This window comes from Shewanella sp. Iso12 (assembly GCF_012030025.1).
GTDB lineage: Bacteria > Pseudomonadota > Gammaproteobacteria > Enterobacterales > Shewanellaceae > Shewanella > Shewanella algae.
Window position 1 is genome coordinate 94,133 of record NZ_JAAUHW010000001.1, and the last position, 22,973, is coordinate 117,105.

Below are 22,973 nucleotides of genomic sequence, written 5' to 3' on the forward strand. Positions count from 1 at the left end.
TCCTCATAAATTAAGCAATATGTAGTGTCGGGCCGAATCATCGCACCCTAGGTTCAAACGGCCGCCCAATGGCACGGCCTTTAATTTATCGGTCAAGGCGCTTCCCCTGCCGACACTCAATAGATAGGGTCGGGCAATGGTATTTCAAGTCCCGGTAGAATTAATTGGTTAAAATTTACACAAAACCACATAACCACCCTGCTCTTTTGCCACAAAAAAGCAGCCCCGAAGGGCTGCCTGTAAAGTGACTTAAAATGCTATTTACTGAGGCACTTCACAACCCAGTGGGCTGTTGGAGTTTTCATAAACGATATCGCCTACCGGCTCGTAATCAACGGCCTTGATGCTTTGCTTCTCTTTCAGGAAGCTGTAGAAGACTTCGGCATCAACATAGCCGGTTTGTACAGGATCCAGCTTGGGATAGCCGTCACCGCCCGCGGCGTTGAAGCTGGGTACAGTGAAGGTGTAGCTGTCTGTTGCACTGTAATCCTTGCCGTTGACTTCGCTGATAGCGACCGACTTGGCCTGACAGTCAACTGTCATTTTCACGCCTGTGATCTGGGCATAAGCCCCTGAACCGCGCTGCATGGTCGCCACTACACCCAGATAATCGCTGAGCTCGGCACCTGTCATAGTGCTCAGGGTGATCATGTTACCGAAAGGCTGCACTGTCAGTACATCACGGTAGCTGATATCACCGGCGGCGATAGAGTCACGTACACCCCCCGAGTTCATCACGCCAATATCGGCATTAACCTTGGTGGCCTGCGCCATGGCGAGCAAACGGCCCAGGTTGGTCTGCTGACCACGAACCACGGCGCGATCGCCTTCCAGTTTTCCATCGGTAGTGGCGATGATTTCGCCCAGTTTTTCACTACCCTTGTCCTGATATTGCTGCAGCACAGCCTTCACTGTGGTATCGGCAGGGATAGGCTCACCGGCCAGTTCCTCTGTCTTCTTGCCTTCGGCATCCAGTTTCCTCAGGTTGACCGGGATCAGCTTGTAGCTGGCCAGGTGTAGTTTACCGCCATAATATTCAAAATCGGCGCGGCCAACATATTTACCCCATTCATGGGCCTGCATGATCCAGGTGCCGTTTTGCTGATCAGGGCGACAATCATCACCTGGGTTGAAATCGGCATAGCTCTGGGTACCGGGTTCCATACAAACCGGGTTCTGTGAGTGGCCACCTATGATAACCTGCAGCTGTCCCTCTTCCAGGGCGCGAGCCATGGCCACGTCACCCGGGGCGTTGCTGCCATTTTGGCCATCGGCATAGTGACCCATGTGAGTGGTCGCCACTATGATGTCGGCGGCTTTCTTATCATTGATCTCTTTGATGACCTTTTTGATCTCTTCTTTGGGATCAGTAAACTCAAGCTCGCCGATAAACTCAGGGTTACCTATCTTGGCGGTATCTTCTGTGGTCAAACCTATGACAGCCACTTTAAGACCTTTAACATCGAAAACCTTGTAAGGCTCGAAGTAACGGGTGCCATCTTTTTTGTAGATGTTGGCAGCCAGCATAGGAAACTCGGCGAGCTCACGCTGCATATCCAACACGCTCAGTGGGTTATCAAACTCGTGGTTACCCACGGCCATGGCGTCATAGCCAATCAGGTTCATGCCGATAAAGTCAGGCTCGGCGTTTTGCAGATCCGACTCAGGCACACCTGTGTTGATATCACCACCGGAGAGCAACAGAGTCTGGCCGCCGTTGCTTTCCACTTCGTTGCGTAAGCGCTCAACCAGCGTCTTACGGGCTGCCATACCATACTCACCGTCACTGTTTTCCCAGAAGCGGCCATGGTTGTCATTGGTGTGTAAAATGGTGAACTTGGTGCAGTTATCGGCGCCGCAGACTTCCGGTGCCGGATCCTTGTCATCACTGTTACAACCGGCGAGAGCAGCCAGAATGGCTGTCGCCAAAAGTCCTTTCATCAGTTTATTAGACATAATTAAATCAACCCCATGTTTTTATTTATTTTTACCATCATCATTAATAAGCGGTGAAGCGAACTTCCCGCGCCCGACATACTAGCAAGATTAAGTCGAACATGTGTCATTTTTATTAATAAAAGTGAGCTAAATGTGTGATTTTAAGGCGGGAAATAATACAGTTTGTTTACGTTACCAAATAACCCCCTAAACGAGGGGGATATCAAAGCGGGATATGCTGCGGGACCAGGATTTAAGAACTCTAACCAACCATAGTTATCTTGCTGTTATTTAAGATAATAACTAAAGCTTGCCATGAGACATGGCCATTGTTTGGCAAAACAAACAGCCCGGGTGATAATTTTCTTGCCCCAGGCTGCTTAGTTTTCAGGCGCTCAACCCTTAACGGCCACTTAGCTCAAACACGCCTGCAGCCACTGACTAATGAGATTAAGCTCCTGCGGTACCACGCCGTGCGCCATTGGGAAAGTGTGCCATTCAAGCCGATATCCCCGCTGCTCGAGCGCCTCTTTAGCCATAAGCCCGGCACTGAGGGCAACCACATCATCCTGCTCGCCGTGGCATTGCAAAATAGGTGTATCACGGTTGGCGCTGCTCAAGTCTTCCGGCAGTTGCTCACCCCCTGGCAAATAACAGGACAGCGCCATAATGCCAGCCAAGGCTTCGGGATAGCGCAGTGCGGTAAAGAGGCTCATCACCCCACCTTGGCTGAAACCGGCAAGCACAATACGGTTGGCGGCAATGCCCTGAGCGACTTGCTGCTCTATGAGTTGTCGAACCAAACGCTCGGATTGCAACACCCCTGGCATATCGGCTCTGTCATGGAGATTGAGGCTCTTGATGTCATACCAGGCGCGCATCACATAGCCACCATTGACAGTAACAGCCTGCTCAGGCGCATGTGGAAACACAAAGCGTATCGAGTGATCGGCAGGCAGTCCCAATGCCGGCACCACAGGGGCAAAGCCGTCACCCGAGTCACCCAAACCATGCAACCAGATAACACAGGCCGTGGCCGGCTCCCGGGGTTCAACAACAACGGCATCCAGGGTGGCTGACGACATAACAACATCCTTCTTGATAGGCAAAAAATGTGACCGACATCATATCAGGCTGAAGATTCCTTGCCAGTACCATTCTAAAAATTCGAATAAAAACACATGTATTTCGCGCTTTACCCATAAATAACCACCACCTAGACTGAGATGCAAGCCATGAAAGCAAAGCCGTTAAAGGAGCGACAGATGGGATTATTGCAGCAGGGCAAATGGGTTGATCAGTGGTATCAGACAGACAAAAGCGGCGGCAAGTTCGTCCGTGAAGATGCAAAGCTGCGAAACTGGATCACCCCGGACGGCAGTCCGGGCCCCAGTGGCCAAGGCGGATTCAAGGCCGAGCCGGGCCGCTATCATCTCTATGTTTCACTCGCTTGCCCCTGGGCCCACAGAACCTTGATATTTCGCGCCTTGAAGGGATTGGAAGCGCTGATCCCTGTCACTGTGGTCGAGCCCCACATGTTGGAAAACGGCTGGGAATTTGCCACAGAGGCGGCGGGCCCCAAGGGCGGCCACCATATCCAGGGCGCCGAGCAAGACCCTTTGTTTGGCAAAGCATTCCTCTACCAAATTTACCAGCTCGCCGCGGCCGATTACAGCGGTCGGGTGACAGTACCTGTGCTGTGGGACAAACATCATCAGACCATAGTCAACAATGAATCGTCGGAAATCATCCGTATGTTCAACTCCGCCTTCGATCATCTGACCGGCAATAACCTGGACTTTTACCCGCCCCATCTGAGAGAGGAGATAGATACGCTCAACGAGTTCATCTATCCCAATATCAATAACGGGGTTTACCGGGCCGGTTTTGCCACCTCACAACAAGCCTATGAAGAGGCCTTTGAGCAGCTGTTCAGTGCCCTTGACAGATTGGAGTTGCAATTGAGTGAACGCCGCTTTCTCACCGGTTCACAAGTCACTGAGGCAGACTGGCGCTTGTTTACCACCTTAATCCGTTTCGATGCCGTCTATGTGGGCCACTTCAAGACCAATAAACGCCGCATTGAAGACTACCCAGCGCTGAGCCAATACCTGCGCGATCTGTATCAGTACCCCGGCATTGCCGCCACGGTCAACTTTGAACATATCAAACAGCACTATTACTACAGCCATGGGCAGATAAATCCCAGTCGCATCGTACCCAAGGGCCCCGAGTTAGACTATCAGCGCAGCCATCAACGCCACAGACTGGAATAGTAAATCACTCGGGCGTCAGGCCGTAAAAGTCTGCCAGTTGCTCGAGCTGTTCATCTGAGTCGAGCCGCAGCTGCCAACGCACGGCGCCGGCATCGGCCAGCAGAATGCAAGGGCCTTTGAGCAAACGGATATCGTCGCTCAGCGCCATCAACACTGTCTGCATGGCCGGCAAGCGTACCTGCAGCTCATTGGGACTCAGCAGCAATCGCCCCTGCTCGCAGTCAATTTTCATCCCCTCTCCTCTCAATGGTTTTTCAATCAAAAACGCCCGCTAAAGCGGGCGTATTCAGTTAAAGCCAAACTCAGTGGTGATGGCCTCCGACGCCATGGGCATGACCATGGGCTATCTCTTCATGGGTGGCTTCACGGGCTGAGACCACTTCGATATCAAAGGTCAGCTCGCGACCGGCCAATGGGTGATTGATGTCCACTGTGGCCATAAACTTGCCCACCTTGACCACAGTCACCTGACGCTGGCCTTGATCTGTATTGACGACCGCGCGCATGCCTGGCTTCCATACTTTGGCGCCCATCAGGTGTTTTACCGATACACGCTGCTCGGCGCCTTCAACCCGCTCACCGTAAGTTTCAGAGGCAGGCAAGGTCACACTGAACTTGGCGCCTATCTCTTTGCCTTCGATGGCTTTCTCGACTCCAGGCATCATGTTGTCATGGCCATGCAGATAGGCGATGGGATCGTGCCCCTCGTTGGTTTCCAGCACTTCACCCTTTTCATCGCGCAGTGTGTAATTGAACTGCACCACCATATCTTCTTTAACGCTCATTCTGAGTCCTCAGTATTCATGATTCCGGCGCAGCTTAACAAAACTGTCGCCTGCACTCCACTGCTTTGGATTACCGCCCGGCGCCAGGCACTATCGCCAGATGCTCGAGTCGCTCCAGCACCTGGTGGTTTTTAAGTGCCAACTGACAAACACCACCATCGATTTGATGCTTGGCGGAGCAATCCACACTCCAGCTGCGCAGCAGATATCCGGCCAAGGCCGCGTTGCTGGCAACCTTGAGTTCACCATCCTCCATACGATAGTCGAGCATAATCGCCTCCGGATGCTTCAGGCTCGGATGGGGTACCAACACCAGTTCCACCGGCGTCAACCAGTTGCTGTCGGCCGCCGGTTGCTCCTTGGGCAAGGGAGAGCCTTCAAGTTCTCTGGCCTGCTTGATACGGGTCACCACAAAGTCGTTGAACTTGCCATGCTGTCTGTCAAATGCCCGTACATGCCAGCGCTGGCCGTTGTTGACCAGGGCATGGGGCACAATTTCACGGAGGGTTTCACCGCTTGAGGTGGAAACATATTGCAGCGCCAGCGCCTGCCCTTGTTGAATCGAGCGCATCAGCGCCGCGATAATCTCGGTATCCGGATGAATAAGCCGCACCGCATCGAAACAGACCTGACTGGGAACCAGGGGCTGTGACAAACCATCACCAAAGCCACGGGCCAAACCCGAGAGAATGGCTTCGGGATCGTGATGAAACAAGGGCTTGAATTCATGCTGGCGCTGATAATGACGACTGGGGTGCATCAGCTTGAGGTTCTGCGGCGCCAATTCGCGATAGAGGCTGAAGTCGCGGGTGGCGGCCGCCAATCCGGTGGCAAACTTGGCAATCAGATCCTGACGACTGACCTGGCCAAAATACTGCAGACTGAAATCGATAAAGGCCAGACGCTGACGCTGGCCGTGACTCAACTTATCTATGTTGCTCATCTCGCTGCTCATATCATTCCCTGAGTTCAAATAGGTGAGGGAGAACGCCAATTTCTGCTGCCGGCATTATCCGGGCAGCTTCTTGGCGCCTTTATGAGCTAACATTAGCCAATCCCTTGGCTGCTGGCAATCATTTTGATTAGCAGAACTAGAGTCCCAGGGCTTTAAAGGTTTCGGCAGAGGGGAAGCCGTCGGCTACCAAGCCTTTGCTGAGCTGAAACGCCTGTAAACTGGCGCGGGAGTTACGCCCGAGAATACCGTCCGGCTTCCCGGCATCAAACCCCTGCTCATTGAGCTTTTGCTGCAGCGCCTTTATCTGGGCGCGGCTCAAGCGGGTTTGCTGCGGCGGTGCTTTGGCAAGCCGTCCGGCGCCACTTATTCTGTCGGCCAAATGGCCTACTGAAATGGCATAAAACTCAGAACGGTTCCAACGCTGGATCACCTGGAAGTTATCGTAGCCGAGAAACGCAGGGCCCTCGTGCCCAGCGGGCAGATAGAGTCTGGCTTCCATCTGGGCCTGTGGCAGCACCTCGCCATTGCTCTGGGTCAATCCCAGCGCCTGCCAGTCGGCGAGAGACTTTTTCTGCCCCAGGTGCTGATAATCAAACGCCTCAGGTAAGCGAACCTCCCTGCCCCAGCGCTCGTTGCGCTGCCACCCCAGGTGAGCAAGAAAGTTTGCCGCCGAGGTCAGGGCATCATCTATGCTGTTCCAGAGATCCGCCTTGCCGTCACCGTCACCATCGACGGCATAACTGGCGTAGGCACTGGGCATAAACTGGGTGTGTCCCATGGCACCGGCCCAGGAGCCTTGCATATCGGCGGCAGCAAAACCATATTTCTGGCTCAGCTTCAGCGCTGTCATCAACTCCTGGGTAAAAAAGCCAGAGCGGCGGGAGTCACAGGCCAGAGTCGCCAGCGAGTCCAGGACCGGCATCTTACCCTTGTAGCCTCCGAAATTGGTCTCCATGCCCCAGAAAGACAAGAGATATTGCGGCGGCACGCCATACTCGCGCTTGAGCTTGTCCAGCAGCGCCTTGTGCTCAACCAGCAGTTCCCGGCCCTTGGAAACCCGCCAATCAGTTACCCGTTTATCGAAATAGTTGGCAAATGTCTGGGTAAACTCGGGCTGACTGCGATCCAGCTCTATCACTCTGGGGACAAACTTGAGTGGCTTAAGATGTGAGTCGATGGTCTGTTGACTGATACCCTCGTTAAGGGCCTTGTCCTGCAACTCCACAATACACTGAGGAAAAGCCGCTTCCCCGGCTTTTATCAGGGCTTCTACGGGATCCTCATTCTGGGGGGCTGCCAGCGTTTGCGTGGCCAGCAGCAGGGGAAACCAGGATAATACTCTGAACACCTTCCGACTCCTTAAAAGAATAAACACCCCATCGAGCTCCATCCTAACCAGTCGCACAGTGTTTTTTAAGCCCCGCAGGCATAATTCCCTGTCGTTGAGCCGATTTTTAAGCATTTATTCCTGTTTGTTCATCTGAGGTTAAGATTCACTTGGACTCCAGTGCTTATGCCGTATAATGGCGCCACTAACCCTTGCTCAAGAGAGAGATCATGACTGATTTAGCGCCGGCACTGAGCCAATTTATCGATAACGTCAAAGAGCACCAGCAGGTGTGGGGCTTACAGGACGACTCCGGCGAAGGCTGGGTGGTGTGTGACTCCAGCGAATATGAAGACACAGATGTCATGCCGCTTTGGTCTGATCAGGCGGTGGCCCAGAGTCATTGCACCGAGGAGTGGGTCAACTTCGCACCGGTAGCGATTTCACTGGAAGAGCTGCTGGAGTTCTGGATTGAAGATCTCAACGAAGATGGCGTATTGATAGGTATCGATTGGCGCGCCGAGCAGGAATGTCCCGAAGTTGAGCCGGTAGAGCTGGCCAAGTTCCTGGTGGACGTGGAAGCCGAATAAGCCTTACCCGGTCGGGAGTCATCAAGACTCCCGACTTCTTTTAAGACTCAGAGCAGCATCTGCACAACCCTATGCCCTGTCCCTTGGTCGACATCCCCTTTAATTGCCGTCACAGCTGCTGGTTTTGTGCCGAACCCTGCGAGCACGTTTTTGCCTTTAGAGCCTCCCCCCATGCAGAACATGCCTCACTGAGCGTGCCCGCCTGTAAGGAGTGCCTGACGCTGGCCCGCCAACATACTCTCACCTCGATATACGAGTGCCGTATTGCGGTTAAAGATGCGTTGATGAAGCGCTACGCCAAACATCTGGCCATAGGGCTGAATTGGACCCGTGAAGAGCTGGAAGAATCGGAGTTTTCCTGCAAAATTCTTGGCGGCTTTAAACGCAGCGCCTGGTTTATGTATGAAGTGGCCAGAGACAGGATCAATGCCAAGGGCTGGCCCCTGTGTATTGATGGGGTTCCGCTGAGCGACGAGACGCCAAATACCGGGTTTGACTTCGACGGTTTGCACTACAGCTCAGTGTTTGCCGCCATAGAGCACTACGCCAAAAACTTTGCACTGGATAAAGACTTTCTGCAGGCCTTGACTGCCATCTGCGGCCGCGACAGATTTGCCTTTGCCGTGCGCCTGGCCAGACTCAACATAGCCGCGGACAAACGCACCAAGAAGCAACTTATCCGCGAACTGGAGCTGGAAAACAGCCACTAATCAGCCGAGCTGACGAATTCTGTCCTGCACGGCTTCCACCAGCAGATCCGGCTGGAACTTGGAAATAAAACGATCGCACCCCACCTTTTCCACCATCGCCTTATTGAAACTGCCACTGAGTGAGGTATTGAGGGTGATATAGAGATCGGCCATCCGCTTGTCGTTGCGCACCTCATAAGTCAAACGGTAACCATCCATTTCAGGCATCTCAGCGTCGGTGATCATCATCAAAATCTGATCTGTCACCTTGAGCCCCTGATCGCACCATGACTTGAGCAGCGTCAGCGCCTCGCGCCCATCGCTGCGTTCAATCACTTCAAGCCCCAACTGCCCCAAAGTATCGCGAACCTGGCGTCTGGCGGTGGGCGAATCGTCGACAATTAAAATCTTGTGCCCCGGCATCTTGGCCACCAAGGTCTCATCCAGCACACCTTCAGAGAGACGCACGTCATAGTGGATGATCTCCGCCAACACCTTTTCCACATCGATAATTGACACCAACTCAGTTTTACCCTGAGTCTCAATACGGGTAATGGCGGTAAGGTAATGATTACGGCCGGCAGTCTTCGGCGGTGGCATGATATCGCCCCAGGTCATGTTGACGATATGCTCAACCTTGCCCACCAGAAAACCCTGCACACTGCGGTTGTATTCTGTGATGATAAGGTTAGCGTCTTCGCCCACCGGCATGGGCGAAAAACCTATGGCACTGCGCAGGTTAATGACAGGGATGGACGTACCGCGGATATTGGCGACGCCACTGATGGCGGGATGACTGCCGGGCATGGCAGACAGTTCCGGCAGTTTAACTACCTCTTTGACCTTGAATACATTGATGGCAAACAGCTGGGTCGAACTGATCCTGAACAGCAGCAGTTCCAGACGGTTCTCACCCACGAGTTGGGTACGTTGATCTACGGATTCCAATACTTTTGCCATAACGACTGCGTTTCCAATTTAACTTCGGAGTATTAAGCAAATTATAGTGGTAAAGCGGCACAACAAACCATGCTTCAGGGCAAATTTAGGCTAAATTGTCTTAAATGATACGCACTTGGATGCTGTTATATCGGTTGCAAAAGATAGGGAAGGTGCGAACAAGTCCCATGCGTGCTCTGCGTCGGCTTACAGGCCAGGATGCAAGGCGTGGTTCGCAGCAAATGGCCCTAGTCCTTTGCAAGAGGCATAACACAGCAGGCAGGTAAGCCACGCCCTTTGGGGCTTTCACAGCAACCGGCTCTCTGCGTTATCCGACTTCGACAGGCCCCGGCATGCCTTCAGTCAGATGCCTTGAACGCCAATTGCTGTGTAAGCCAGAGTGCCGCGAGGACTGATTCGCACCTTCCATAGGATTAAACGCATAAGTGCTTATAGAGTGGAGCTGGGCAAAACCGCCAAGCACGACAAGGCCCGGCTTGACCCGTCATTATCCTGCTCAAGCTTTGCCGACGGTTTTACGGGCCAGGATAATACCCGCCAGCGCCGGCAACTGGTGTTGGCGGATAATCTCAAAGTTGCCGGTATCTTCAAGAACAGCCAAGAGTTCAGCGTGATTGAAACGGTTTTCCTGGGGATGTTCAAACAAACGCCGACTCAAGGGATTACAGATAGCAACGCGATAAAGCTCTTCCATGACGAAATAGCCGCCAGGGCGCAATACTCTGTGTACTTCGGCCACCGCCTGTTGCCAATCCGGAATATGATGAAAGGCGGCAAAATCGACCACAAGGTCAAACTGGCTATCGGCAAAAGGCAAGGTGCTACCATCGCCCTGGCACAGATGCAACCAGTTTTGATCAGAATACCGCCCGGCGCAGTGGCTGACCATGTCGAAATCAAAATCGAGCGCCCACACTTCTTCCGCCCCCAGATCCTGACGCACAAGCGCGATTCCCTCACCAAAGCCGCAGCCTATCTCCAAGGCGCGACTAAAAGCAGGTAAAGGCTTGGCAAACAGCTTCAACAACATCCGCCGCTCCAGCTGTCTTTGCAGCCACAAACGCAGCGGATGCCTGACTATCGATTTTTCAAAGCGATTGAGTTGCATGAATGGCAAACCACCCAAGATAATTCATGGTTAATATTTAAGGCCCTTGCGGCGACAATCATCTTCACTCTTCCCCAAAGGGTTCCAGCGGCAGTTGATCCCAATAGATGCCCTGACCGAAGAAGTCTTCCAACAGTTGATTGAGCCGCGAAAAACTGCTCACCCTTTGCGGCTTGCCACTGATACAGTGCCACACGTACCTGTGGCAGTTATTGTCAAACAAGTCATAATCCCGATACTGAAACAGGCTCTCGCCGGCGCGGGCCAGCGCCTGTTCACTGACCAGGGGCATTCTTTGATGATCGCAGGCAACAAACACCTTGCTGCCGCTGCGACCTGCCAGGAAACGCTTCACCGACACTGGCCGCACAAGGCCGCTGCCGTGGAGTTCGGCCAACATACCGTCACCGAGCCAGATACCTGTGTGTTCAATGACCCCGAATACGTGGCAGCACACCAGCATCCCGGGCTGCACTCGTTTGACACTCTGACTGTGAAACCATTCACTGGGTGTCAGCCGCGCCTGCCCCTTGGCCCCCTTTGTCGGCATATCCTTGAGTACTCGATTGCGGGCGACTTTCTTACGCTTCTGCCCTTCATCGGCAAGCCACACGGCGCCGAGTGCGGCAGAGCCGAGCCAGAGTAACGGAAGTGCCATAGCTTTGCTCCTTAACGCCTTGAGTGGCACTTTGAAATTAATCGAATTCGGGCCGCTTGGCAAAGTTCAATTCGACCAAGCTCAGTTCTGACAACGCTCTGCTCAGTGTCAAACCAAGGGAATACACCCAGGAAGTGCTCACCGACTGCTATACCCAGGAGAGGAAATCGGCCACAGGCTCTTTGGCAGCATCACAGCTTTGCGCCAGAAACAGCTCACCACAGGCCAGCGCGTCAGTCAGGGCATTGTGGGCCGAATACGGCGGCAGATGATAGCGGCTGCGGCAAGCGCCGAGGCGCAGACTACCGCTTGGCAGCACCTCCTGTTGCCGCTGCAGGCGGGTCTTTTCCAGCAGCAGGGTATCTATCACGGGAAGATGCAGTTTAGTACCGTATGCCTGCTGACAAAGCCTGCTGAGAAAAGCGCAGTCCAAAGGAGCATGATGCATCAGTAAAATGCGCCCCTGACTTTGCCGTAACAGCCAAGGCAAGAGCTGTTCGGGCGCCAGCGCCCCCTGTTCAAGATGGCGATCCATAATGCCGTGAATCGTGGCGCTCTGACCGACACTGCCGGCAATACTTACCAATTTGTGGCGGGCGCCGCTGAGCTCCAGTCTGCCTTTGTTGATGGGCACCACACCGATGGAGAGTATCTGATCGCAACCCGGCTCTAGGCCGGTCATTTCCAGGTCCAGCGCCATCAAAGGCGCCTCTGCCACAGGTTTGGATAACACAGGACTCAAGGCCTGGTAAAAAACCTTGAGTGGCTCCTTAGCCTGCCAGCAATGCCAGACCAGGCGGGCTTTGTGCAGCAAAGGCATCCTAGAAACTCCGGGTAAACTTGAGTCTCAGCGCCGCCTGGGCATCATGCACCACCTTGAAGGCATCCCTGAGTTGATGACGCATCAGTGAAGAGAGTGCCTGCGGCATCAGAAAATTGCTTATCCCTTGGCCTTGCTCAAACTGACGCCCCTGATTGGCCAGCCGCATATGGGCAATAAATTCATGGGCATCGGCAAGATTAAGGGCATCTTTGCGGCTCAACAGCTTGCTCTCCATCAAGGCGCGGATCCGTTTGGCGGTATTGACCTCTTTGACGCCGGCGGCCAAGGCATATACCCGGGCGATGTCATTGATAAGGGCGCTGCCCCTGTGTTTAAGATCCATCCCCTTGACCTCACTGCCATCCCTGTCGAGCACGAATTGGCGGAAAAATCCCAATGGCGGCGACTCACTTAAGGCATTGCCGGTCAGGGCCGCCAGAAAGATATCGTTGTCTTTGGTCTGCGCCAGCACCTTGTCTTGCAGCGCATCGAACAGGCTGTCCGGCCCATATACGGAGCGCATATCGAAAAAGATGCTGGCATGCATCAAGGCCTTGGGCTCAGGGGTATTAACCCAAGAGGCAAACTTCTGTTGCCAACTTGCCAGCGACAAACACCAGTTGGGGTTTTGCGCCATGATATCCCCGGGGCAGTATACATAACCGCATTCGTTGAGCCCGGCGCACACCCCCTTGGCCAAGGCCTTAAAGTAACCTCTGGCATGCTCATCCGGCTCTTCGGCCAGCAATAAACCATTGTCCTGATCCGAGCATGCGGCCTGATCCTGCCGCCCCTGTGAGCCAAATGCCAACCAGCAAAACGCCATCGGCGCCTCCCCGAGCAGCGCCTGATTGAGCTGGATAAGCCTGCGGGTAAGCGCGTCGGTAACTGAGGTCAGTACCCGACCAATCTCCTCGGCACGAGCATCGGCGCTGATAAGGTTTTGCAACAGAAGTGGAATTTGCCGACTGACACTGATGAGGCTTTGCAGATCTTTTTGCCGCTCTATCTCGCCAATCAGCAGCAAAGGTTGGGATGCCTGACTGCGCAATATGTCTGTGCTGGTGATCATCCCGACCGGCTGCTCTCGCTCCATGACCGGTAGATGGTGAATGTTGTGCTCGCTCATCAGCAGCATGGCTTCAAATACCAGGGCCTGGGCATCTATGTATACGGGCTGGCGGGTCATGGCTTGAAACACGGCTTCATTGCCGGTAAGCCCCTCGGCCAGCACCCGATTACGCAGATCCCTGTCGGTGAGGATCCCCACCAGTTTGTGATTATCCAGTACCAAGACAGACGATACCCTGTGCTTGCGCATCAGCTTGGCCGCATCCGTGATACAAAGGCGGTGATCGACACTGACAGGCTCATGGGTCATCAGGGTGCTGATACGGCTGGTGGTGGTCAAATCCCTGGCCCGAAAACGACCTTGGTGGCGCAACCGTTTGGCATAGGCGCGGTTGAAGAAGCGGTCGAAGCTGCGACACTCCAGGCGCAGAGTGTCAAACAGCGCCGGTGGCACATGATAGACCAAGCCATCGTCGAGGATCAGCACCTTGTTACTGATCTCCTCGCCCGACAGCAGAGAGGGAAAGCCAAAGCAATCGCCCTCCCCCAAACGGTCCAGCAACTCGCCTTCGGCATCGCGCACTTCAAAGGCACCGCTGCGAACGATATAGAGCATGGGGTTGGCCGAATCCAGCGGCACGGCTTTCATCGACTTGCTGTAATAACCTATGCCGATGGCGCGGCAACATTGCTCCAGCAAGAGTTGCGGCAGTTCATCGAAAGGAACCGTCTGTTGCAGAAAGCTGCGAATAGGCAGCAGTTCACTCTCATCCATGGGCGGCCTTTAGAGTTGGACTGACTAATCTCAATATTGCCCACTCTGTATCATGCTGGCTATCTGGCTTTAGTCGAATACAGCCAGAACCAAGGCAGAAAGCCCGAAACAGAAAGCCCAAACCAAAGAAAAATAGAAAGTTGAGTATCCAACCCAAACTGCACTGATAAAAAAATCCCCCGGCCAAGCGGGGGATCTTCCATTTATGCAGCATCAGACTATCAGTGTTCCTGCGCCGTGCCTGCACCTTTGGGGAAACGGATGGATTCAACCATTTCCTGTACATGCTCCGGAACAGCGGCTGTCATCTTGGCAACAATAATCGCCACAACAAAATTGAGTATCATGCCAATCATGCCTATTCCTTCAGGCGAAATACCAAACAGCCAGTTTTCAGCGCTGTTATCGGCAGGATTAATGAACTTGAAGTAGATGATATAAGCCGCGGTAAAGCCAAGCCCCACCACCATACCGGCTATGGCTCCTTCCTTGTTCATCGACTTGGAGAAAATACCCATCACGATTGCCGGGAACAGTGACGATGCCGCCAAGCCAAAGGCAAAGGCCACCACTGCCGCCACAAACCCTGGCGGATTAATCCCGAAGTAACCGGCAATCACTATACCAACAGCCGCCGCGGTTCGGGCATAGAACAACTCCTTCTTGTCTGAGATGTCCGGCATAAAGTTTTTCTTCAACAAGTCATGGGATACCGAGGTTGAGATAACCAGCAGCAAGCCCGCAGAAGTCGACAGCGCCGCCGCCAGACCACCGGCTGCAACCAGAGCAATCACCCAAGCCGGCAGATCGGCGATTTCAGGGGTCGCCAGCACCATGATATCGCGGTCGATATTCATCTCATTGCTGCTGTCGTCGGTGAGATTACCCTTGGCGTAGTACATCTTGCCGTCGCCATTTTTATCATTCCACTTGATAAGCCCGGTGGTTTCCCAGTTTTTGATCCACTGCGGCGCCGACTCATAGGCAACACCTGTCGATTCAGGACCATTGATGGTTTCTATCATGTTCACCCGGGAGAACGCCGCCAAGGCAGGCACAGTGGTGTACATAATGGCAATAAACACCAGCGCCCAACCGGCACTGATACGGGCATCTTTCACCTTAGGTACGGTAAAGAAACGCACAATAACGTGTGGCAAACCGGCAGTACCTACCATAAGCGCAGCAGTGATGGCGAATACATCTATGGTGCTCTTGGCGCCTTCTGTGTATTCAGTGAAACCCAGCTGGGTTTGCAGGCCGTCGAGTTTTTGCAGCAGATACACCCCGGTATTATTCCCGGCGGCGTCTATCAGTTCAGCGCCAAAACCGATTTGTGGAATGATATGGCCTGTCATCATCACAGAGATAAAGATGGCCGGAACCATAAAGGCGAAAATAAGTACGCAATATTGGGCCACCTGAGTGTAAGTGATCCCCTTCATGCCACCGAGTACGGCGTAGAAGAACACTACCGCCATACCTATATACACCCCAGTGTCGACATCCACTTCCAGGAAGCGGGAGAACACCACCCCAACACCGCGCATCTGCCCGGCAATATAGGTAAAGCAGATAAAGATGGCGCAAATCACAGCCACCACTCGGGCCGCCTGGGAGTAATAACGCTCACCAATAAAGTCAGGCACAGTGAACTTGCCGAACTTACGAAGGTAAGGCGCCATGCACAAAGCCAGCAACACATAGCCGCCGGTCCAGCCCATCAAGTACACACTGCCATCGTATCCGACGAAAGAGACAATCCCCGCCAGCGAGATAAAGGAAGCGGCCGACATCCAGTCTGCGGCCGTCGCCATACCGTTCATCACTGGGTGAACCCCGCCACCGGCAACATAGAAATCTTTGGTAGAGCCGGCTCTTGACCAGATGGCAATCCCTATATAAAGGGCAAACGAGAGCCCCACAATCAAAAACGTTAATGCTTGAACATCCATACGGCCCGCTCCTTAGTCTTCGTGTACGTTATATTTTTTATCTAAGGCATTCGCTTTGGCCGCATATACGAAAATCAGCACTACGAATACATACATGGAACCTTGCTGGGCAAACCAGAAGCCAAGCTTGAATCCCATAAAATGAATTTCATTGAGAACATCCACCAGCAAAATCCCACAACCGTAGGAAACCACGAACCAGATGGCCAGTAGTGCCAGTACCAAGCGCAAGTTTTCGCGCCAGTACCCCTTTGCCTTGTCATTGTTTTCAAAACCCATAGCGACTCCCCTGTGGTAATAATTATTAAGTCACAGTTAATCTAGCAACCGCCGGGAGTGCCACAATCAAGACCTTAGTCTAACCCCAAATTTACACATTAATAACAATTGTAAAAATCCAATATTTATCAGCTGGTTAAAACAAAATACGCCAATAAAACGCTCGTTTAATTGGCGCTTATTATTAGACCAATGTCGAAGTGATTTTCAGGATGGTTTGCATCAGGAAGCGGCCCTTCTCCGCCATGGGAAGGGTCGAACAAGAACCCAAAGCTGCCATAAACGCTTTTATCGAACCGAGGTGGAATAAACTCTTATGACCATTCAGGCTCTTGTCTGAATTTGTTCGGCAGATTAATGCCAAAAAGCGTAAAAAAAGAGGCCATTCGGCCTCTTGATTGCATTTTCTTGACTGCATTTGCAAAGTGGTCGCTATGGCGCTTCCTGGTTCAAATAGAGGACTAGCGCTGCCAGCTCCTTGGGATCTGAGCTTTGGGAGGTGATCAAATACTTGCCATTGACCAAGAGTGAAGGCACACCACGAATCCCTGAGAGCTGAGTCTGGGTATCATAATTGGCCAACGCCAGCTTGCTGTCGGCCGAGCCCAAGGTTTGGTTAAGCTCTTGCTCATTGACCCCCTCCGCCAAGAAGAAATCCTTCAACTGCTGCGGCCGATCAAAAGCCTGATGTTTCTCATGGATCCTGTTGAAAATATTGCCGTGCACCTGATCGGTTATCCTGAATTTTTGCGCCAGATAATAGGCTTCCTGACTGAGGATCCAGGAGGGACGCCCGGCACCGACCGGGGTTCGTTCAAAATCCAGTTTCCCCTTCAGCAGGGCAGCAGTTTGCTGCATCAAGGGATCCTTGTGATAGCAATGGGGGCAGTTATAGGAGAAAAACTCTCTGACTATGCCACTCTTGGCTTCCGGAATCCCTGGCACCTTGACATAATCGCGCCCTTCCTGAAAATCGGCCGCACTGGCACTGAAACTGCCGAAGGCCAAGAGTATCAGCGGCAAGGCTCTCACCATTCTGGATAAAAAAGACATAGGGTTTCCTCTTGTTCTGTTTTTAGTCACGCTTTTTATTGGCAAGCGGCAATAAGGCTATCAGCCTCGGGGTAACTGTATTCAAAGTCAAGCTCGCGGCAGATGAGAGAGCCATCCACCCACTTACCGGTTTCACTCTCTGTTGCAAACTCAGGCGATGCCAGGCCAAGCGCCTTGGCGGCAAGCGGATAGAATTCTTGCCTGGTTGGATGACACGGCGCACAAAGGTTATAGATGGCCCCTGGGTTAGCGGCGGTCAATAACTGCAGGCAGGCATTTATGCAATCATCGAGATGCACCAGATTCACCACGGCGTTTGCTCCGGGCAGCCCTTTCTTGCCGGCCAGGAAGCGCCCGGGGTGACGGCCAGGTCCGACCAAGCCAGCAAATCGGATGACAGTGACTTTGAGACCTTCGTTGGCAAGCGCCAGTATCTTCTGCTCAGCCATCGCCAAGGTGCCGGAATAGCTGTCCGCCGGAGCATCAACAGATGTCGCCTCTGTGACCACGCCCTGAGACTGTGGGTAAACCCCTGAACTGCTTATAAACAACAGACGTTTGATGGAACTTGCTGCAATCACAGGCAATAAACGCTCGAGAGAGGACAGATAATCATTGGCGCCACGCCTAAGGCCGGGGGGGATATTGAGCACCAAGGCATCACAGCCATCCGGTAACGAAGGTAAAGGTGCAGGCTCAGCAAGATTGAGGGTTACGGCATCCATCCCCTCTTTTCTCAACAGATCCGCGCCCTCCTCGGTACGCTTACTGCCGCAAACCTTAACGCCTCTGGTCTGCAGTTCCTTCGCCAGTGGCAAACCAAACCAGCCGCAGCCCCAAACTGCAATATGTTTCATCGCCCTACTCCGTTGTAAACCGAGCTCAAGCATAAGACAAATAACAATAAAAACCAGAGGTGGGCCTATGAGTGGCCAAACTTTGGCCGCTCACGGCAAGAGAAAGCGGGTTGCAAGCTATTCCAGGGCGCTGAAATAGAAACTGATGCTGGCACCGGTTTGCAGGGTTTTTGAGGCGCCTTCGGTCAGTTCATCAGACTTGAGCACGGCCTCCACGCTGACCTCCTCATCCATAAGAAAGCGCAACTTAGGCTCGCTGCCATCGCGTTTACAGGCCCAGACCTGGGGTTGTCGCACCTCTGCGGTCGTCATCATCACCTTGCCGACACTGTTGTCAGACAGACTCACCAGGGTGCCAGGCGGATATATACCCAGCACCTTGACCAGCGCCGAAATCAACTGCTCCTGATGTTGGCCGACCCTATTTTTAAACAGATAACCCAGGGCAATTTGCGGTGACACCATCTCCTGACGCGCCAATTGGCTGTCATAGTCATTGGCCAGTGCCACTATCTGAGTGGTCAGGGGCAGCTTGGCCAGCTTGAGCCCATCGGGGTAGCCTGAGCCATCGATAAACTCATGGTGATGCATCACTATATGCAGTACCTCATTGCCGAACAGGCCACTGCGCTTGAGCATGTCATAGCCAAAATTGGGATGCATGGAGAGAAAATTGCTTTCATGTGGGCTCAAGGGGCCGCGCTTGCGCCTGATGGCATCGGGCACCTTGAGTTTGCCTATATCGTGCAGCAGTGCCCCCAGAGCGATGTCCCTCAGCTTGTCCTTGGACAACTCAAGCGAATGACCGATCATCAAGGCCAGTACCGCCACCGATATCCCGTGCTGAGTCACGCTGGGAGCGCCTTCACCACTGGACACCAAGGCCAACTTGGGATTATCGGATTCCAACAGATGCTCCAGCATCAGCTCTACCAGAGCTGAGGCTTCACGAACGGCGCCTTCGGGATCGGACACCAACTTACTGACCACGGTACGACTGTCATTAATGGCATTCAAAAAACGCCCCTGGCTCTTGCGTATCGCCTTGCGGGCAGAGGCTTTGGGATCCGGTTTGTTGTCCTTTGTTTGCTCTGTTGCCTGCTGCGCCTCGTCTTCCTCTTCAATCACATCATTGAGCAGCTCCTCGTCGGAGAGCAAGATGACATAGGGCACCCCGAGATTACGGATCATCTCTATCTGGCTGGCATCTTTGATTTCTATACGATTGAACAAAAAGGGATGATCTGTCCAGGACAGAGGCAACTTGACTGTAATGCCGGTTTGCAGGCGTGACAGCGGGAGATGGATCCTTTCAGCTTTGGCCACTCAAAGTTTCTCCAGAGAACAACTTGATAAACAAGGTTTTAAAAAACCAATACCCAAGAGTCTTAACTATAGACCATTGAAAACCAAGCGTAAGACTTCAGCGCCAAATTTATGACAAAAACAGCATATTTGACAGTGTTTTAGTTCCTAAACGGCTGCTGAAGCCCTTTTATGTTCATATTTCATCCAAAATGGCTGCAATTGATAACTCTTTAAGCCGAAATATGCCAATGGGTCTCTGTTTTATATAGCAAAAAACCGCCAACCTTGCCTTGTATGTCACTCCAACTTGTCTTGTTTTTGCCAGTCGTTCAAATAGTGGCGCAAATGAGCCGACTTGGCGAGGTACAGCAAAGACCAGAACAGCAGCAAAGCATCCAGCGCCAGATTCCAACTGAACAGCCAGTCGCTGTGACCAAGACGCTGAATAAGCAACATGCCGTCTATCCCCAGCAACAGCGCCAACCACCAACGAATTTGCCGAAATAGTGGGATCACCACCTCAAATACCCGTTTACGTTCCGCCACGATCAAACCATAGACCAGCAAGGCGCCGGCGCCGGCGGCCAGAGCCAATAGGAAGTCGCTCTTTTCCGGATAAAATAGTCGCACCAAAGCGGCCCTGTCGCTGGCCTGGGTAAGGGACGCGGCAAACACACACCAGCCGCGGGCCAGAAACAGTACTATGATGTAAAGCAGTAACGGCGGCTTGATATGACCGTTATTGTCGAGCCAGCGTACATGTTCAAATTTAAGCAAGGGCAGAATTCCATCATTGTGACTCACCCAGACAGGGCCTGGCGCAGCCATCATAAAAAGTAACCGAAAGCGCTCACGCTTGTGACTGACTCCGGCTTCTAGGCAGATGAACCTACAGGCCTTGAGTCCGAAGCATCTTCCAAAACAATGAGGTGGGTCCTGCGGCGGCGCAATTCAAGTTGTGTAAGGCAAATAAGCTAAATAAGGGAGGCATTAACAGACTGTTTGGCTTTTTTGAGTCTGAAATGTTAAGAGTCCTTATCAACTCGGATCAGTTGATGCTAAGTGAACATAAAAAAGCCCCGCAGCTTAGCGCAACGTAGTTCACTTAAGCGGAGCTGCCTTGTGATTAACAGGATATCGGGTCTTTGATATTTTTACCGCCCTAGGCCGATTTGGCTTAGGGCGTTTGTCTATAAAAAGGATGGACAAGTCTCCTCGCAGACTGTTTAGACGCTTCGGCGTATTACCTGGTGACACCGCTTTGCTCATGACTTTGAGCTGACTTGCGATGAACTGACAAGCGTACTTAAAGCTGATTTCATTGGGCATTCGACCATGCTCTACTGCCGCTTGGCTCGCTTCTCGTCTCACCAAGTTATAACCAAAGTCGGCAAAGCAGTTTTGAATAGACATAAAAAATCGGAAACCTACAAACAGGTTTCCGATTGTCTCTCATCAGGAGGTTCGGTCAACCGCTCCTTATCTGATCTACGTTGCGCAGCTTAGCGGGGCTTAAACAGAGAAATAAAGCTCAGGGCTGCAGCAGCGCCAGCAGGCCGGCTTCATCCAACACCTTAACCCCCAGCTCATTGGCCTTGGTCAATTTGGAGCCAGCGGCCTCGCCGGCCACCACGCAGTCTGTCTTCTTGGAAACACTGCCGGACACTTTGGCGCCGAGCGCCTCCAGCTGCGCCTTGGCGTCAGTGCGGCTCATCTGGCTCAGGGTGCCGGTCAATACCCAGGTCTGCCCCTTGAGCGGTTGCTCGTCTTCAGACGGCGCTTCGATGGCCGGCCAGGTCACCCCGGCGACCAGCAGTTTATCTATCACTTCAAGGTTGTGGGGCTGAGCAAAGAAGTGCGCCACATGCTGAGCCACTATGGCACCAACATCTTCCACTTCAATAAGCTGCTCGACACTCGCTTGCTTGAGGGCATCGAGCTCTTTGAAGTGCCGTGCCAAGTTGGCGGCGGTGGATTCACCCACCTCACGGATCCCCAAAGCGTAGAGAAACTTGGCCAGGGTTGTTTGTTTGGCCGCCTCTATGGCCTGCACCAGATTGGTGGCCGACTTGAGCCCCATCCGCTCCAGCATAGTCAGGGCCGAAGCCGTGAGTGAGAACAGATCCGCCGGGCTTTCTACCAGCTCCTTATCGATCAACTGCTCGACTATCTTGTCGCCCATGCCGTCTATATCCAGCGCCTTGCGGGAGGCAAAGTGTTTGATGGCTTCCTTGCGCTGCGCTTCGCAGAACAGGCCACCGCTGCAGCGAGCCACGGCTTCCCCCTCGAGTCGTTCCACCTGAGAGCCACAAACCGGGCATTGCTCCGGGAAACTGATCTCTTTGGCATCCTCAGGTCTTTTTTCCGGCACCACGGCAACCACTTGCGGGATAACATCACCGGCGCGGCGAATGATCACAGTATCGCCAACTTTGACCCCAAGGCGGGCGATTTCGTCGGCGTTGTGCAAAGTGGCGTTGGAAACTGTCACCCCACCGACAAACACAGGCTTGAGCCTGGCGACCGGTGTCACGGCGCCGGTGCGGCCTACCTGAAAGTCGACCCCTTCGAGCAGAGTCATCTCTTCCTGGGCCGGAAACTTATAGGCGATGGCCCAGCGCGGTGCACGGGAGACAAATCCCAGTGTCTGCTGCGCTTCTATGCTGTTGACCTTGAATACCACACCATCGATTTCATAGGCCAAAGCACTGCGGCGCGCCATAATATCCCGGTAGTAGTCATCCACTTCGCTGAGGTCCTTGGCAAGGCGGATCTCACTGCTGACCGGCAATCCCCAAGTTTTAAGCTGCTGCAACTGCCCAAGATGGGTGTCCGCCAGCGGGAAGGATTCCGGCTCAACCACACCCAATGCATAAGCGTAAAACGCCAGTGCCCGGGAGGCAGTGATCTTGGAGTCCAGCTGCCGCAAACTGCCGGCGGCGGCATTACGCGGATTGACAAACAGCTTGTCTCCCTTGACCCGGTTACGCTCGTTGAGCGCCTCGAAGGCCGCCTTGGGCATGAATACTTCACCGCGCACTTCCAACAGCGGCGGATAATCATCGCCCCTGAGTTTCAGCGGCACCGCCCGAATGGTACGAACGTTTTCGGTAATATCTTCACCGACCGCGCCATCGCCCCGGGTGGCGGCGCGCTCCAGCACGCCATCGCGATAGAGGATACTGACCGCCAGACCATCGAGTTTGGGCTCGCAGCAATAGCTGAACTCGCCGACTCTGTCAGTCACCCGCTTATGGAAGGCGGCAAAGTCTTCTTCACTGAAGGCGTTGTCCAGACTGAGCATAGGTTTGAGGTGAGTCACCTGTTCAAACTTGGCCAGCGCCAGACCACCGACTCTGAGGCTTGGCGAGTCGCTGCGTTGCAGTTCAGGGTGCTCGGCCTCCAGCGTCTTGAGCCGCTGCATCAGGCGGTCATATTCAGCGTCGGGAATGCTGGGGTTGTCATCCACATAGTAGCGAATGTTGTGCTCGTTAATGGTACTTATCAGCTGATCAATTTCGTTTTCAATGGCTTGCATAAAAATTCCGCACAAAACAAAGGCCGCA

General features: G+C 53.3%; 21 protein-coding genes and 1 pseudogene. 3 read left to right on the forward strand and 19 right to left on the reverse strand.

All coding sequences use genetic code 11. The annotated features are described in order from the left end of the window. Window positions 1-261: 261 nt before the first annotated feature. A complete protein-coding gene (gene ushA / locus HCX89_RS00485; RefSeq protein WP_093982861.1) occupies window positions 262-1,956 on the reverse strand; it encodes a bifunctional UDP-sugar hydrolase/5'-nucleotidase UshA in 1,695 nt (564 codons plus the stop codon). Window positions 1,957-2,351: 395 nt separating this feature from the next. Then, a complete protein-coding gene (locus HCX89_RS00490; protein ID WP_144168502.1) occupies window positions 2,352-3,023 on the reverse strand; it encodes an alpha/beta hydrolase in 672 nt (223 codons plus the stop codon). Between the two features lie 180 nt (window positions 3,024-3,203). Between HCX89_RS00490 and HCX89_RS00495 the strand changes: the two genes are divergently transcribed. Further along, window positions 3,204-4,214, forward strand: a complete 1,011-nt coding sequence (locus HCX89_RS00495) for a glutathione S-transferase family protein (protein WP_109247896.1) — start codon at window positions 3,204-3,206, stop codon at window positions 4,212-4,214. A 4-nt stretch (window positions 4,215-4,218) separates the two neighbouring features. Here the strand turns inward: HCX89_RS00495 and HCX89_RS00500 are convergent, their stop codons facing one another. The 4 genes from HCX89_RS00500 to HCX89_RS00515 all read right to left on the reverse strand — a co-directional run bounded on the left by HCX89_RS00500 (window position 4,219) and on the right by HCX89_RS00515 (window position 7,254). Further along, the gene (locus HCX89_RS00500) at window positions 4,219-4,446 is read right to left on the reverse strand and encodes a DUF3389 family protein (RefSeq protein ID WP_025009501.1); all 228 of its coding nucleotides are present in this window, start codon (window positions 4,444-4,446) and stop codon (window positions 4,219-4,221) included. A gap of 70 nt (window positions 4,447-4,516) precedes the next feature. Beyond that, entirely contained in the window at window positions 4,517-4,999 is a 483-nt protein-coding gene (locus tag HCX89_RS00505) for a peptidylprolyl isomerase (RefSeq protein WP_071239052.1), read from the reverse strand. 70 nt (window positions 5,000-5,069) lie between these two features. Beyond that, window positions 5,070-5,954 (reverse strand): WYL domain-containing protein, encoded by an 885-nt coding sequence (locus HCX89_RS00510; RefSeq protein WP_223828942.1) that lies wholly within the window; start codon window positions 5,952-5,954, stop codon window positions 5,070-5,072. A gap of 136 nt (window positions 5,955-6,090) precedes the next feature. Further along, window positions 6,091-7,254, reverse strand: a complete 1,164-nt coding sequence (locus HCX89_RS00515; RefSeq protein WP_232786028.1) for a lytic murein transglycosylase — start codon at window positions 7,252-7,254, stop codon at window positions 6,091-6,093. Between the two features lie 257 nt (window positions 7,255-7,511). On the opposite strand from HCX89_RS00515, the gene HCX89_RS00520 reads away from it, so the two are divergent. Then, window positions 7,512-7,871: a DUF2750 domain-containing protein gene (locus HCX89_RS00520; protein WP_025009498.1), complete on the forward strand. Its 360-nt coding sequence runs from the start codon at window positions 7,512-7,514 to the stop codon at window positions 7,869-7,871. Window positions 7,872-7,942: 71 nt separating this feature from the next. Next, a complete protein-coding gene (locus HCX89_RS00525) occupies window positions 7,943-8,581 on the forward strand; it encodes a hypothetical protein (protein WP_167714703.1) in 639 nt (212 codons plus the stop codon). On the opposite strand, the gene HCX89_RS00530 is transcribed toward HCX89_RS00525, so the two are convergent. From HCX89_RS00530 to ligA, 13 genes and pseudogenes are all read right to left on the reverse strand, one after another. After that, window positions 8,582-9,520, reverse strand: a complete 939-nt coding sequence (locus tag HCX89_RS00530) for a chemotaxis protein CheV (RefSeq protein WP_096141654.1) — start codon at window positions 9,518-9,520, stop codon at window positions 8,582-8,584. A gap of 496 nt (window positions 9,521-10,016) precedes the next feature. Further along, window positions 10,017-10,628 (reverse strand): class I SAM-dependent methyltransferase, encoded by a 612-nt coding sequence (locus HCX89_RS00535; RefSeq protein WP_025888359.1) that lies wholly within the window; start codon window positions 10,626-10,628, stop codon window positions 10,017-10,019. A gap of 64 nt (window positions 10,629-10,692) precedes the next feature. Then, a complete protein-coding gene (locus HCX89_RS00540; RefSeq protein ID WP_025009494.1) occupies window positions 10,693-11,286 on the reverse strand; it encodes a hypothetical protein in 594 nt (197 codons plus the stop codon). 148 nt (window positions 11,287-11,434) lie between these two features. Continuing rightward, window positions 11,435-12,106: an exonuclease domain-containing protein gene (locus tag HCX89_RS00545; RefSeq protein WP_167714705.1), complete on the reverse strand. Its 672-nt coding sequence runs from the start codon at window positions 12,104-12,106 to the stop codon at window positions 11,435-11,437. A gap of 1 nt (window position 12,107) precedes the next feature. After that, a complete protein-coding gene (locus HCX89_RS00550) occupies window positions 12,108-13,955 on the reverse strand; it encodes a DUF294 nucleotidyltransferase-like domain-containing protein (protein ID WP_167714707.1) in 1,848 nt (615 codons plus the stop codon). A gap of 221 nt (window positions 13,956-14,176) precedes the next feature. Continuing rightward, window positions 14,177-15,910, reverse strand: a complete 1,734-nt coding sequence (locus tag HCX89_RS00555) for a sodium:solute symporter family protein (protein WP_025009491.1) — start codon at window positions 15,908-15,910, stop codon at window positions 14,177-14,179. 12 nt (window positions 15,911-15,922) lie between these two features. Next, window positions 15,923-16,189, reverse strand: coding sequence for a DUF4212 domain-containing protein (locus HCX89_RS00560; protein ID WP_025009490.1), 267 nt, complete (start codon window positions 16,187-16,189; stop codon window positions 15,923-15,925). 432 nt (window positions 16,190-16,621) lie between these two features. Beyond that, entirely contained in the window at window positions 16,622-17,242 is a 621-nt protein-coding gene (locus HCX89_RS00565; protein ID WP_144191652.1) for a thiol:disulfide interchange protein DsbA/DsbL, read from the reverse strand. Between the two features lie 35 nt (window positions 17,243-17,277). After that, entirely contained in the window at window positions 17,278-18,099 is an 822-nt protein-coding gene (locus HCX89_RS00570) for an SDR family oxidoreductase (protein WP_025888352.1), read from the reverse strand. A 117-nt stretch (window positions 18,100-18,216) separates the two neighbouring features. Beyond that, complete coding sequence (locus tag HCX89_RS00575) at window positions 18,217-19,425, reverse strand: HD-GYP domain-containing protein (RefSeq protein ID WP_028779362.1); 1,209 nt, start codon at window positions 19,423-19,425, stop codon at window positions 18,217-18,219. A 279-nt stretch (window positions 19,426-19,704) separates the two neighbouring features. After that, on the reverse strand, window positions 19,705-20,238 hold the full coding sequence (locus tag HCX89_RS00580) for a DUF2919 domain-containing protein (protein ID WP_232786026.1): 534 nt from the start codon (window positions 20,236-20,238) through the stop codon (window positions 19,705-19,707). Window positions 20,239-20,508: 270 nt separating this feature from the next. Further along, window positions 20,509-20,790: pseudogene (locus tag HCX89_RS00585) on the reverse strand (IS4 family transposase); the annotation flags it as partial. 148 nt (window positions 20,791-20,938) lie between these two features. Beyond that, window positions 20,939-22,945, reverse strand: a complete 2,007-nt coding sequence (ligA, locus tag HCX89_RS00590) for an NAD-dependent DNA ligase LigA (protein WP_167714708.1) — start codon at window positions 22,943-22,945, stop codon at window positions 20,939-20,941. Between the last annotated feature and the right edge of the window lie 28 nt (window positions 22,946-22,973).

Coding starts and splice junctions, on each gene's coding strand:
- HCX89_RS00525 (WP_167714703.1), top strand. CDS start 7,943: ATGCCCTGTCCCTTGGTCGACATCCCCTTTAATTGCCGTCACAGCTGC.
- HCX89_RS00510 (WP_223828942.1), bottom strand. CDS start 5,954: ATGAGCAGCGAGATGAGCAACATAGATAAGTTGAGTCACGGCCAGCGT.
- HCX89_RS00545 (WP_167714705.1), bottom strand. CDS start 12,106: ATGCCTTTGCTGCACAAAGCCCGCCTGGTCTGGCATTGCTGGCAGGCT.
- ligA (WP_167714708.1), bottom strand. CDS start 22,945: ATGCAAGCCATTGAAAACGAAATTGATCAGCTGATAAGTACCATTAAC.
- HCX89_RS00505 (WP_071239052.1), bottom strand. CDS start 4,999: ATGAGCGTTAAAGAAGATATGGTGGTGCAGTTCAATTACACACTGCGC.
- HCX89_RS00570 (WP_025888352.1), bottom strand. CDS start 18,099: ATGAAACATATTGCAGTTTGGGGCTGCGGCTGGTTTGGTTTGCCACTG.
- HCX89_RS00565 (WP_144191652.1), bottom strand. CDS start 17,242: ATGTCTTTTTTATCCAGAATGGTGAGAGCCTTGCCGCTGATACTCTTG.
- HCX89_RS00560 (WP_025009490.1), bottom strand. CDS start 16,189: ATGGGTTTTGAAAACAATGACAAGGCAAAGGGGTACTGGCGCGAAAAC.
- HCX89_RS00550 (WP_167714707.1), bottom strand. CDS start 13,955: ATGGATGAGAGTGAACTGCTGCCTATTCGCAGCTTTCTGCAACAGACG.
- ushA (WP_093982861.1), bottom strand. CDS start 1,956: ATGTCTAATAAACTGATGAAAGGACTTTTGGCGACAGCCATTCTGGCT.
- HCX89_RS00500 (WP_025009501.1), bottom strand. CDS start 4,446: ATGAAAATTGACTGCGAGCAGGGGCGATTGCTGCTGAGTCCCAATGAG.
- HCX89_RS00540 (WP_025009494.1), bottom strand. CDS start 11,286: ATGGCACTTCCGTTACTCTGGCTCGGCTCTGCCGCACTCGGCGCCGTG.
- HCX89_RS00490 (WP_144168502.1), bottom strand. CDS start 3,023: ATGTCGTCAGCCACCCTGGATGCCGTTGTTGTTGAACCCCGGGAGCCG.
- HCX89_RS00555 (WP_025009491.1), bottom strand. CDS start 15,910: ATGGATGTTCAAGCATTAACGTTTTTGATTGTGGGGCTCTCGTTTGCC.
- HCX89_RS00495 (WP_109247896.1), top strand. CDS start 3,204: ATGGGATTATTGCAGCAGGGCAAATGGGTTGATCAGTGGTATCAGACA.
- HCX89_RS00535 (WP_025888359.1), bottom strand. CDS start 10,628: ATGCAACTCAATCGCTTTGAAAAATCGATAGTCAGGCATCCGCTGCGT.
- HCX89_RS00520 (WP_025009498.1), top strand. CDS start 7,512: ATGACTGATTTAGCGCCGGCACTGAGCCAATTTATCGATAACGTCAAA.
- HCX89_RS00580 (WP_232786026.1), bottom strand. CDS start 20,238: ATGATGGCTGCGCCAGGCCCTGTCTGGGTGAGTCACAATGATGGAATT.
- HCX89_RS00530 (WP_096141654.1), bottom strand. CDS start 9,520: ATGGCAAAAGTATTGGAATCCGTAGATCAACGTACCCAACTCGTGGGT.